This window comes from Paenibacillus vulneris, from assembly GCF_039543185.1.
GTDB classification, from domain to species: domain Bacteria; phylum Bacillota; class Bacilli; order Paenibacillales; family NBRC-103111; genus Paenibacillus_S; species Paenibacillus_S vulneris.
Map to the genome: position 1 here is coordinate 855,056 of NZ_BAABJG010000006.1, position 12,366 is coordinate 867,421.

Annotated in this window: 14 protein-coding genes; 1 reads left to right on the forward strand and 13 read right to left on the reverse strand. The window is 47.8% G+C overall.

Annotated elements, in window-relative coordinates; translation table 11 throughout:
• Positions 1-208: 208 nt before the first annotated feature.
• From ABEA66_RS09350 to ABEA66_RS09410, 13 genes are all read right to left on the reverse strand, one after another.
• Positions 209-913, reverse strand: coding sequence for a FadR/GntR family transcriptional regulator (locus tag ABEA66_RS09350; protein WP_079911986.1), 705 nt, complete (start codon positions 911-913; stop codon positions 209-211).
• A gap of 132 nt (positions 914-1,045) precedes the next feature.
• On the reverse strand, positions 1,046-1,468 hold the full coding sequence (locus ABEA66_RS09355) for a DUF3995 domain-containing protein (RefSeq protein ID WP_345587342.1): 423 nt from the start codon (positions 1,466-1,468) through the stop codon (positions 1,046-1,048).
• Between the two features lie 143 nt (positions 1,469-1,611).
• Positions 1,612-2,124, reverse strand: a complete 513-nt coding sequence (locus tag ABEA66_RS09360) for a TetR/AcrR family transcriptional regulator (protein ID WP_345587343.1) — start codon at positions 2,122-2,124, stop codon at positions 1,612-1,614.
• Between the two features lie 115 nt (positions 2,125-2,239).
• On the reverse strand, positions 2,240-2,605 hold the full coding sequence (locus ABEA66_RS09365; protein WP_345587344.1) for a hypothetical protein: 366 nt from the start codon (positions 2,603-2,605) through the stop codon (positions 2,240-2,242).
• A 170-nt stretch (positions 2,606-2,775) separates the two neighbouring features.
• A complete protein-coding gene (locus tag ABEA66_RS09370) occupies positions 2,776-3,408 on the reverse strand; it encodes a TraX family protein (protein WP_345587345.1) in 633 nt (210 codons plus the stop codon).
• A gap of 124 nt (positions 3,409-3,532) precedes the next feature.
• Positions 3,533-4,852 carry a histidinol dehydrogenase gene (gene hisD / locus ABEA66_RS09375; RefSeq protein WP_345587346.1) on the reverse strand — a complete coding sequence of 440 codons (1,320 nt, stop codon included), beginning with the start codon at positions 4,850-4,852 and terminating at the stop codon, positions 3,533-3,535.
• Between the two features lie 312 nt (positions 4,853-5,164).
• Positions 5,165-5,902, reverse strand: a complete 738-nt coding sequence (locus ABEA66_RS09380) for a sporulation initiation factor Spo0A C-terminal domain-containing protein (RefSeq protein ID WP_345587347.1) — start codon at positions 5,900-5,902, stop codon at positions 5,165-5,167.
• 99 nt (positions 5,903-6,001) lie between these two features.
• On the reverse strand, positions 6,002-6,133 hold the full coding sequence (locus tag ABEA66_RS09385) for a hypothetical protein (RefSeq protein WP_256865421.1): 132 nt from the start codon (positions 6,131-6,133) through the stop codon (positions 6,002-6,004).
• Between the two features lie 129 nt (positions 6,134-6,262).
• The gene (locus ABEA66_RS09390; protein ID WP_345587348.1) at positions 6,263-6,817 is read right to left on the reverse strand and encodes a hypothetical protein; all 555 of its coding nucleotides are present in this window, start codon (positions 6,815-6,817) and stop codon (positions 6,263-6,265) included.
• Positions 6,818-6,999: 182 nt separating this feature from the next.
• Entirely contained in the window at positions 7,000-7,572 is a 573-nt protein-coding gene (locus ABEA66_RS09395; RefSeq protein ID WP_345587349.1) for an RNA polymerase sigma factor, read from the reverse strand.
• Between the two features lie 226 nt (positions 7,573-7,798).
• Positions 7,799-8,209: a hypothetical protein gene (locus ABEA66_RS09400; protein ID WP_345587350.1), complete on the reverse strand. Its 411-nt coding sequence runs from the start codon at positions 8,207-8,209 to the stop codon at positions 7,799-7,801.
• Positions 8,210-8,269: 60 nt separating this feature from the next.
• Entirely contained in the window at positions 8,270-8,629 is a 360-nt protein-coding gene (locus tag ABEA66_RS09405) for a response regulator (protein ID WP_345587351.1), read from the reverse strand.
• Between the two features lie 237 nt (positions 8,630-8,866).
• Complete coding sequence (locus ABEA66_RS09410; RefSeq protein ID WP_345587352.1) at positions 8,867-10,027, reverse strand: response regulator; 1,161 nt, start codon at positions 10,025-10,027, stop codon at positions 8,867-8,869.
• Positions 10,028-10,269: 242 nt separating this feature from the next.
• Between ABEA66_RS09410 and ABEA66_RS09415 the strand changes: the two genes are divergently transcribed.
• Positions 10,270-12,282 carry a bifunctional diguanylate cyclase/phosphodiesterase gene (locus ABEA66_RS09415; RefSeq protein WP_345587353.1) on the forward strand — a complete coding sequence of 671 codons (2,013 nt, stop codon included), beginning with the start codon at positions 10,270-10,272 and terminating at the stop codon, positions 12,280-12,282.
• The last annotated feature ends 84 nt before the right edge of the window (positions 12,283-12,366 follow it).

The following is a 12,366-nucleotide window of genomic DNA, read 5'->3' on the forward strand; positions in this document are numbered from 1 at the left end:
TGCATACTGCTAAGCTTCTGCTGAGGAACGAAGGCTTGCTCCAGCAGGAGCTCATGCTCGAAGCGTGCATCGCTGTTGTAATCGGTTACAACAAGGCCTTTAGAAGCTGTTGCTAACGGAAAGAAAGCTCTAATGCAGATTAGTCCGATGGAGAAAAAGGTATTTTTGGATAATTGGGTGACCCAATTAAATGATCAAAAGGATGCGGTCATCCGTTTGATTCCACTTTATTCAACATAATATTTTGCTTCACTTGGCCGATATGGAACAGCAGCGCTTCCTTCGCCTTCTGAGGGTCCTTCTCTTTAATCGCTTGGAGAATTTGAAAATGCTCTTTATAGACTTCCGCTTTCCGGCCAGGGATATCGACGGTCTTCGTCGCTGTCTTCTGCAGGAGATCCATATGCAGCTCGATCAAATTGACCAGCACGACATTGTGCGTCGCCTTGGCAATGGATAGATGAAACGCCTGGTCAGGACTCATCGGATCGTCCGAATCGCTGTCGATGGTGCCCCATCGTTCAAGAGCGCTTTCTATTTCCTGAATATCTTGCTCCGTCGCCCGCTTTGCCGCCAGCTCCACAATGCCGGTCTCGAAAATTTCCCGCGCTTCCAGCAGCTCGATAATCGTCGCTCTCTCGATGTTCTCGATAATCCGTTTCTGGTCTTCGGCTTTGCTGAGATTTTTGCTAAGAAAGCGTCCTCCGCCCGGGCGGGTCTCGATCAGTCCTTCCCGCTCCAAGATGCGGAAGGCTTCGCGCAGAGTCCCTCTGCTGATGCCAAATGCTTGAGCCAGCTCCCTCTCCGTAGGCAGTACATCGCCCGGAGACAGATTGCCTTCGAGAATCAGGTTCTCGATCTGCTCGATGACGTCCTCGTACACCCTATGGTATTTAATCTTCTTAATGGTCATGGTCATTAACCTTTCTGTGTCATGATGACTCAACAGGGTAATTGGATCACCCAATTAACCACAACTTCATACTAATCAGGATCAGGGGATGTGTCAAGAGTTTTTTGTATACGCTTACTGAAGCAGCGCTGTTCAAAAGCATACAATCCCATAAGCTAACCCGAAGAAAAAGCATAGCGGGCTATAAAGCCAAGTATCATTTCTAGCGAAATTAGAATGGGTTATTTTCTTGAAAAATCCTATATAGTTGAAATCACCTATCGCTCGAAGAAAGAACACGATAGTACAAGCCATACAGCCCCAGCGTGTCCATACCATTGGCTTACAATAAGGCACATAGCCGCTCTGAATAAGAAGAACAGAGCACACGCCGAACAGAAGCACAGCGACAATCAATGTACCGACCTTGCCAGGAACAAAAACAGGCTTACCGGTTCCCGTTCGGGTAGGTATTGCCGCCGCGCTTCCCCACCGTCCCCCAAAGGCCCAGTAAACATGCAGGATGCCGATGCAGCTTAAAAGACTTAGTGCAGAAATAATCATGACAAATTTCATGGCAAAGTCCTCCTCATCCCGATTTTCTTGCAAAAAGTGTACAACCAATTCGCCGAAACATACGCTGGCGTATGTAATGCCATTTTTTATGTCCCTTCCGGGCTGCACAGCTGGCTGTACAACCGTATTAGGGACATCCATGATCATATTTTGGATAAAATCAGCAGTAGTCCTTTTGCATCCCAGTCTATGTTAGACTCAAACCGAACCATCCATCCCACATAGGCCATATAAGTGAGTCGAGCCCGTTCTATCGCTTCCGAGGCCTGCAGCCCTTTTCTTTGATACAGGATGGCAACATAGCGGATTCTTTGCTCTTCGATTCCAGCTAACCGGGCAGCCAGAGCAGGGTCATCCTTCGCCCATGCATAAATGGCCTTCTCCAATCGTTTATCGCTATCCATGCTAATATGAAGCAGCTGCTCCAATGTGATTTGATCTTGCTCCGAACTACGAATGATCCGTTGTGTCGCATTCTCTTCCCAATGATCCATTATAGAGTCCAGCAGCTCCTGGCGGTCTCGGAAATGGTGGTAAAAGCTCCCTTTACTAATTAGAAGCACTCGAGCGAGCGCCTCGACCCGAACGGCGTGGACACCAGCCTCAGCCAATGTACGGACCCCCGCTTGGACCCAATCTTCTCTCGTTAATTGCATAACTCACCTCAGGATACGGCAGCGTATGTTTTAACAATAGACCTAAATGTTTACGAAGTCAACAGCGACCCTTAGGTTAGGCGACCAAATACAAATCGGATATAGACAGGCAATCCTACTTCTTCACCACCGCAATCGTCTCCTCTTTTCCATCCCATTGAATACGGACTTTAAAGCTCTTTTCCTCCTCATAAGGCTTGGTCATCGTCCCTTTTCCCGTCATCACAAGGTGGTGCGATTGGGTATCGCTCTTCCCTTTGCTATTGAAATTTTTGCTGTTCTCAAAGGCATACTCTACTTTCGATATAGGCTGGCTTTCCTTTCCGATATACTCGATAGCGTAGGATTGAACTTTTGCGGATAGATCCACCGAGCAATCGACTTTCCATAACTCGCTATTCCCGCTAAATGCAATGGGCTGTGAGCAGCCTGCCAGTATGAATAAACCTGCAAGGATCAGACAAACCATCCATCGTTTCATCGTCATTCCCCCTTACTTATTGGAATTAGTTATGGTACTTAGTCTACCTTCCAAAACTTAACAGATTGTCATACGAATTCTTAATCCTTCCTTAAAATCTGATCTTCCCCGCCCGCAGCAAAAAAACCGACACGGCGGCATGGCCAGCGTCGGCTTTGTGACATTTATCTTTATGGCTTCATAGACAATATAAATTCCACTATCGCAAGCACCATCAAGTGTACAGGGTAAAAGCTTCTCCATACCCACTTGGGCATCCGAATTCCTTCCACCCGCTTCCATACGGCCGGAGCGTACACAATGGCTATCGTTGTAATGATGCTGTAGGCTTCGATAACCCATCCCTTCAGAAATAAAAACAAGACGTTCAATGCAAAATGGTACAACACCATCGAATGGCTTTTCATATATTTATAGATCAGCACCAGCAGCACGCCGTACAAGCCGTAGTCGAAGCTGAAAGCCTCCATACCGGCCGATAAGACCATTGCCGCGGGGACCCAGACCCATTTTGCCGTATGATCGATAAGATATAAAATGATGACGCACATCAGCAGCGTTCCTACCGCGTTCACTCCTCGGGTACCAAACGCCAGCATGAAGGGAACCTGCGAGATGAGAGCGATGAGAAAGAGACGAACCGTATACAGCTTCAAATTCCTTGTTCGGCTGTATCCCAGCACAATAAAGTAAGCATAGATGGGAAAAGCAATCCGCCCAATCATCCGCCATATCGCTTGATCTTGAAAGAAAACCAAACCGATATGATCAATTAGCATGGTCAGCATGGCAATAAGCTGCATCCGGGTTTCCCCCTTCAATAAGAGTCTCACATCTTAAGAATATACTGCCGACAGGCCATCTGTACAGCGGACTACTCCCGATGATGAAGGTGTATATGGACGGTTGCTCTCCTTGGGACACTTCTTACTTAGCCGCATCTCTCACACGGATTTCAGCCGCTTTCACGTGGCAAGGCAGCTGTTCGTAGGCACCCAGCTCACGAATCATCGGATACAGACCCCGAAGCGCTTCCCGGTTCAGCTTCCCGATCGTCGACACCTTCACCATATCTTTGGAGGTCACCCCTGAGAATGACCTGGCAAAATGATTCGTAGGCAGCACGGCTGTAATGCCTATCCCGTAATTAGCTGCGGAGAACGGCGTACTGCCGCCGATCAGAATTTCCCCTGCATGGCGCACCAGCTCCATGACCCGCTTCTCCTGCTCTTCTGCACAAACAATCATCAAGTGCTCGGGGGCAAATGCATTGATAAAATCACAAGCTTGCCCGATATCCGGCGCAACAATAATGGCTCCTTTGCCCTCAGGGCCGAATACTTGCCGTAAGTAAGTCTTTCTTGCTCCTTCCACTTCTTCGATGCATTCATAGAGCTGCTTCTCTACTTGGGATGCCAGCTCCGCAGAGGTCGTCACCAGAATGGAGGTGGAGTCGGGGCCATGCTCCGCCTCGTTGATGAGATCATAAGCGGTTAGCCGGGGATCGGCCGTTTCATCAGCAACAATGCTACTTTCCGTAGGACCGATGCCAAGCGCGCTCCTTTTGCCGCAGGTCATAGCTAGGCTCATGGCCGCTGCGATGCCGCCCGGACCCGGACCGAAAATACCGTCTGCCTCAGGGATCGACTCGGTTCCTTGGGCTAAGCCTGCGATGACAGCTACGCCATTGCCGATGACGAACCGGTCTGCTCCGGCCAGCTTCGCAGCCGCTACGGTACCCGGGTCGGCAGAGCCGTCCTTTAGCGGAGGCATGCCGACGATAATCTCAGGGACACCCGCTGCTTTTGCCGCGGCAACCAGCATGATGGAGGTGGATAGGAGCGGCCCCTTCCTGGCCGGAATCCATATGCCTACGCGGTCCAGTGGAGTCACCTTTTCACCGACTATCGTTCCGGGGCGAATTTCCCGCTCCCACGAGGAGGGCAGCAAAGCCCGATTTACCTCCTGCACATGCCGTATCGCCTGCTCCACCGCATTGAGCAAGGAAGAAGGCAAGGAAGTGATACACTCCTGAACATAGCTCTCCGTAAGCAATAACTGCTCTACTGTCACACCGTCAAACTTCTGCGTCAAATCTCGGATTGCTTCGTCCCCTTGTGCAGCAACCTCGTCAAAAATTTGCAGAACCCCATTTAATACCTCGCGGGTAAACAGCGTTTTGTGCGAGGCCAGCCTCTCCTTTATTAGCTCTTGGTCCTCTGGTAAAACATACATGATTCTCGACATCCTTCATCGACCTCCAATAATTTTAATGGCTTCGAAGCTGTTTCAGTAAAGCCCCAAACAATGCAAAAAAGAGCCATGCAGGATAATAAAAATACCCGCATGACTCTTATGCTTCAAGTCCGCAGGTATAACGCCAAGAAGCGTTTGCACCTACGGACTCGTTAATCCGTATTACAAACGCTTAACTATGATGATGGCTATAGGATTCGATGATATAACTATAAGAATTCATATTCATTTCGGTAATCCTCCTCAGCCATTTTGGATTATTATACCGGTGTCCTATCCGTTTGTAAATAGTTTCCACAACCTTTACTTTTTCATGTCTATTACTTGACACCAACGTGCAGACATCGTTATAAAATCCAGGTTGGTCGGCACGGACTTTCTTGTAGTACTCGTACTCCCAAAAACCTCTCGGATAACCTCCGGATCAATCCGAACCCAGCATACACCCACGGCATGACGAATGGCCCGTTCCACACGGCTTGGAGTGGTTCGATACTTCTCGGCAATGACCGGATAAACATGACGAGTTATCGCCAAATGAGCCTCAGAATCGCGTAACACGATTAGAATGGCGTCCTTTAAATAGGAAAACCCTTTGATATGATTGGGTACGCCTAAGTAACCCAATAGTTGAGTAACCCTTTTCTCTTCCTGAAAAGAATCCGGAGCCAGGCTTGCACGCGAAAGGATTGGTTTGGGACTGATATCTACCGCAGCTTGCTGGGAATCTACCGAAACATTCAGCACAACCGGCTTCCCTATCTCATCCAGCTTACTCAATTTCTGCATCAGCTTCTTGTCCAGTTGGCCGATCATTGATTTCAGACCTTGTATTTCAGTGACTATGGCGTTTATTTTAGGAGATTCGGAAGGACCTGACGATTGAGGCATCGAGGAGAACGGCGGCCTCATGTTAGACCATCTATCATTCATTTCGTTAAGCAGCTTCATCATATTCCGCTGGTTCGCTTCCAACTCATACACTTTGTTCGTTAACATCTTCAATTCCTTTAGCATTGCTTCTTCTAACGTTCCACCCATTCTTCTGCCTCTTCTCTATGTAAAAGTTCTGACTCCCTATTTTTCCATCATCTCACAATAAAATAGAAAAGACCACCATACAAGGTGGACTCTAGCCTCCTATCCATTCCGCTCACATTCTCGAATCTTCAGATTCAGAAAATATTCCTGAAGCCGGACCAGCTCCATCCGTGCTTCATATTCCGTCCCCACCCGGGTCAATCTCTTACTCCTGTAAAATACGGCGAACATCAGCGCTATCTCTCCTTTTGAAATTATAACTTTTCTCTAATTGTTTCTAATTCTTATATGTCCCGCCTGAAAACAAATCTTAAGAAGAAATAGAAAAAACCGCTGAAACACAGCGGTTTTTCCCTGGTATTATCTCAATAGTTGAAGCTCTTGAATAAGCAGATCTCTACTTGTCTCATGCTGCTCCCTATAGTTCCGGGCATAGTCAGACAAAGGCTCCTTAAAGCACATTTCTGTATTTCTTTTAAATTGGATTTTAATATCATTAATTTGATTCCAAAGAATAGGAGCAGGCGGAATTTGTAATAATCTCAATCCTTCAATAACTTCTTGAATATCTAATTTTAAATATTGAATAAGTTTAATAAATGAATGGTCGGGAAGCTCCCACGGCATTAAAGAATGATGAAATAATTGTTCAATAAGATCTTCTTTTATATCTGCATAAGCTGAAAGCTGTTTAATACTCATTTGACGGTCTTCCAAGGCAAATTGAATAAGCAATATACAATCCAGCGGATAAGATTCCAGATGAAATTCCGGTAATTCCTCATCTTTTTCGTGCATAGGATAGGCTTGTTGATCTGATTCATGTTGATGAAACGGGTATTCCTCCAGCATTTCTTCTAAAAAATGATGAAAATATTGTACGGAATCGATGTTATTGGATTTCCATTTATTCATACATCAACTCTCCAAAATATGAAATGATAAAATATTGAATATACAATGATTTATTAATCTATTATTTAATTATTATTAATATAATCTTATATCTAATTCTATTTATATCAATCATCCGGGAGCAGGTTAAAACCAATCTATGGTTCTAACCCTCCCATCAGAATCGTTTTCAAAATGAATGTTTATGATGACCTGCGCTTATTAAAATATTGGGCTAACCTTTCGTTCAAGTTTTTTCTTGCCAGAAAACACCATTGATTTACTTGATTTTCATTGCTGCCGAGAATCTCCGCGATTTCCTTGGCCGAATACTCTTGTACGTACTTTAGGATCAACGCTTTTCTCTGCTTCAGCGGCAGAAGTGCGATCGCTTCTTCCAGCATGTCCTGCTGCGTATCCGTTAAGATGGACGAATCCTTGGGCACCGTTAAGTTCAGAATGCCATCCTCCACTTCCGCGTACAGGATCGGCCTTTTTTTCCTCAAATGATTCTTGGTCGTATAAGCGGCCGCTTGGCAGACCCACGCGCGTAGCTTATCCGGTTCGATGCAGCCGATTTTCTGAAATACCAGATCCCGTACCTTATCTGTAATTTCCTCGTAATCACTCCTTCCCATGGACCGATTTTGTCCTATTGCCTCTTGTCTGGCTTGATGCTCTACGATCCTCGGCAGCCAGTCCTTAACAAAGACGGCCACCTCCGCATCATCTAACTGCTGATGTACAATGCAGTGATGAAGCCGACGCAAATCCATGCTGGACCCATCCCTTCCCTATGCTATAAAAAGAGGAAAATCCTACCTCTCTAGTATATCATGTCATAGGAAAGAGAGAATCTTATTTCGTTTTGAAAAAAAAAGTTGGGATAGAGCCTGAGAGAGAAGAAGCTTGAGCGGAAGAACTACCAGTAGGAGAATATATTCAGGAGAAATCCGGTTCGAAGAATGGACGGAGTCTATTGAATACGGCGGGTTCAGCTTTTCAGATGCGTCTTACAATGCTTTTAGTCAAATAATATGTTCCTCTAAGATAGGACACTCGCTCCCTGTCCTCCGCTAACGTATATACATCGCGGCAGCCTGCACAGCTTAATTCTATGATATGGATCGTCCTGCCCGAAGGGCATGGGTTTCGGCAATGGCGGAATCGGAAAGCTGTCCTGCATTTTGGGCACTGCAGGCTGTCAAGACAAGCCTCCCGCATAATGGCCACGCTCTCTGTGATAAGCTCGTCGGTGATGTTCTCGTCCAATCCTTCCGTCATGTCGCGAATCAAGGAAAGATGGTATTTGAAAACAAAGAATAACGGGTCTTCCTTCAGGGCCGCCCTTATCCCATCCACGAATACGGCAGCATGTATAGAGTCGGGATTGCTGAGCTTTTCTTCCAACATGTACTTCACCCCGAATCGAATAATCCGGAAGACTTGCTTCCGGCTTTATATAGTAAGAAGCTATGCCAATATTTTGACGACGGCTTCCTGAAGCCGGTCTTTTTGGACCGGCTTCACGACGAAATCTGCGGCTCCGTTGCGGATCGCTTCGAGCACCATGTCCCTTTGCCCCATGGCCGAACACATCACAATCTTCGCCTGGGGATGCCTTCCCTTGATATGCTTTAGCGCATCTATACCGTCCATCTCAGGCATCGTAATATCCATGGTCACGAGATCAGGCAGGACCTTATCGTACAGGTCCACAGCCTCCTTGCCATTGCGCGCTTCCGCCACGACATTCATCCCCATCTCCTCCAGCATGCCACGCATCACCATTCTCATAAATGCCGTATCATCTACCACCATAACTGCTGTCATGTCATTATCCTCCTTTTTGACCATTGCTTCTAATTTAACCAAACCGCTCTGAACAAAAAATGAACAGGAGGGGTCAGGACAGGGCTAAGGAGCTTGGTTTTCCGGGAAGAAAGGCCTTTTGTGGTTGCATGAGCGGAAACGTTTCCTCGGGCGTTCCCTCAACAATATGGAGTAGCTTGCCTACATATACAAAAAAAATACAGCCCCCTTCGACAGGAGCTGCTTGTAAACTTCTTTCTATGGGGCGGGCTGCGCCAAACCGGGGCCTGAGCCCTTCCACTGCTCGTACCATGTCACAATATTCTCGTTCGGAGCTACATCCAGCTCCTCCAGTACCGAGACGAGACGCTTGTACTGCTCTTCAACCGCCGTACGCTCCTTCAAGAGGCCGTACAGCTGCATCAGGGCAAAGTAGCATTCTTCGTAATACGGGTATTGCCTCTGCATCCGGTGATATACCATCATTGCATCAGTAATCTTCCCCTGGCGGGCAAAATAATCGGCCAGCAGCATCGCCTGCTGAAGCCAAAGCGTCCGCAGACGCTGCCGCTCGTTCTCGGCCCACAAATAATCGAAATCGGCCATATAGTCTCCCGTGTACATTTCGAAGAACCGCTGATGCTCCTGCCAATTTTGTTCGTTCACGGCTCCTGCCGCTCGGATGGCTTGCTCCCATTCCTCCACATCGATACGTATCCGGGAAGCATCCAGCATGTACCCTTCCTTGATGCTTAAGCTGCGGATTTCAATGTCCGCTCCCATTCGCTTCAAGTCTTGCCGTACTTGATAAATCGTCGTATACAGATGCGTCTTGGCCTTCTCCATCTCAAAGTCGGGCCAGAGCATCTCGAACAGCTCCCCCTTGCGGACCAACTGCCCTCTGTGGTGGAATAAATAGGCGAACAATTCTTGCGCCTTGGCGGTACGCCATTTCAAGGCAATCGGCTCCTTGCCGGGGAATTCGATTTGCATCGTCTGCAGACAACGGATAAGTACGGAGCTGTTCTGGAGCGGCTCTTCCTCCAGCTTACGGACGGCCTCTACGGATTGCTGAAGCCGTTGAACCGTACGGGCCAATCGATCCCTCTGTATAGGCTTCATGACGTAATCCAGCGCATTCAGCTCGAAGGCCTGAACCGCATATTCGTCATACGCGGTTACGAATACAATTTCGACCGCAGGACAGACCTCCTGCATCAGTTCAGCGGCCCGCAGGCCGTAGATCTCCGGCATATTAATGTCCAGGAACACCACATCAGGCCGCAATGCTCCAACCGCCTCTATAGCTTGATTCGGCTCCATATAACTGCCGATCACTTCGATTCCCGACATATCCCCCAGCAGCTTGTTCAGCTGCATCAAAGCAAGACGTTCATCATCCACCAGAATAGCCTTCATCGTTATCCCCTTACCCTTCTGCGGAGCCCATTCCATTTACTTATCCGTGATGTCGTATATATCATCTGCTTCAACGAAATGCCCTTGTGTCCGGAAATTGTTCAGAAATTGTTTAGTGTACTGCGATACAATACCATTTTAATAGTAAATAGGCTTCAGGATGTTTGGATACATTCGCTCATCCATTATCTCCCTCTCCATGTCATCTAAGGCCTCTATCGCACATAAGGAGTGGTTCATCTATGCCCATCGAAGGATCCTATAATTATTATATCGCATCGCTTTCCGTTGTCATTGCGATACTGACCTCGTATGCGGCTTTAAATATTGCATCCAAAATCTCGCTGTCCAAAGGAACTATCCATCATTTCTGGTTATTTGCAGGCTCCTTTGTGATGGGCAGCGGTATTTGGTCCATGCATTTTGTCGGAATGCTGTCGTTTCACCTTCACGTTCCGGTCCATTACGATGCCCTGTGGACTCTTGTATCCATGGCGTCCAGCATCGCGGCCTCATTAATTGCCTTCTATACTACCATACCTAAAAATAGGAGCAGGAACAAGATCGCCGTAGGCGGTTTTTTTATGGGAAGCGGTATCATTTGTATGCATTATACCGGAATGGCGGCCATGCAAATGCCGCTTCAGCTGGAATACGACCAATTCTATTGGATCTTGTCCGCTTTGGTCGCTTTGGCGGGATCTTATATCGCCTTGGTACTGCTGCTTCGTTCCCGAAATCTGCCGGCTTCCCGATCGATTAAGTGGCTGTCTGCCCTGATCATGGGATTCGCTGTTTGCGGCATGCATTATACAGGGATGAAGGCGGCCGTATTCCGGGATGTTTCCCATCCGGCATTCGTCAATGAAGATCTGAATATGATGGACCCTCTGCTGCTTGCAGGAGTCACTTTTACCGTCCTTATCATTTTAACGATCTCCTGGGGGGCCGTGCTTTTTGACCGCCATGTGCTGGAGAAGCTGGCTTACACCGATGCGATTACCGGATTGCCCAACCGTAATGAAATGAACCGTTTCTTCGATACGTACCGGGATGAGGATTCCCTGGGGGTCTTGTTTCTCGATCTGGATCAGTTCAAGGTCATCAACGATACGCTAGGACATCACATTGGAGATATGCTTATTAAGGAAATGGGAAACCGGCTGCGGCCTTTCATTACGAGCACACAACAGGTGTTCCGAATGGGCGGAGACGAATTTCTCATTATTATCCGCGACTGTCAGCAAGAGCTGTGCGAGCGGCTCGCCGATCAGATTTTGCACAAGATCAAGCAGCCCTACTATCTCGATAACAACGAGCTGTACATTACGGCAAGCGTAGGGATCAGCATCGGTTGTATCGAACCAACGGACCGCTCGGTTTTATTGAAAAAAGCCGATACGGCCATGTACAAGGCCAAGGGCCTCGGCAAAAATCAATATTTTGTCTACAGCGAGGAAGCTGGAACGGCTGCCCTGCGCCGAATGGAGCTGGAGAAGGATCTGCGCAGAGCTTTGGATCATCAGCAATTTTTCGTTGAATATCAGCCCAAATGGAATGTGATGACGAATCGGCCCTATGGCTTTGAAGCGCTGCTTCGTTGGAACCACCCGCGGCTCGGTGTCATTGCTCCGACAGAGTTCATCCCTATCGCCGAGGAGACCGGGTTGATCATCCCGTTGACGCGATGGGTACTGGAGGAGGCCTGCGAGCAATGCATGAGACTTCAGCAAAAAGGGCTGCGCCAGCCGCTCTCCGTCAATCTCTCCATACGATTGTTTAAAAGCGACAGCTTGCTGGACATCGTACAATCCGTATTATCCAAAACCGGCATCGCCCCCACCTTGCTCGAGCTGGAGATTACAGAGTCCATGGTTCTCTACGATGTCAAGGACATTGTACGGCAGCTTAGCTCGATCCGCGCACTCGGCGTCAAAGTATCCATGGATGACTTCGGAACGGGTTACTCGTCTATCGGGCTGCTGGATCAAATCCCTATCGATGCCCTGAAGCTGGACCGGCTGTTCACCATGGATCTGCATAATCCAAGCAAGCGGGCTATTATTCATGCCATCGTATTGATGGCCGAGAGCCTGCAATTGGACGTCATCGCCGAAGGTGTCGAGAACAAGGAGCATCTGGAGCTGCTTCAGCAATTAGGCTGCAAAGTGATGCAGGGCTATTATTACAGCAAGCCGATGGCACGTGATGAGATGGAAGCATGGCTGAAATCGAAGGAATCCCCCGACTATTAGCAGACCATTCCTCCTATATAGTTAACGTCATAAAATGAATAAAAGCCCAAAAACCGGCCATGCAGCGCATGACCGGTTTCTTGT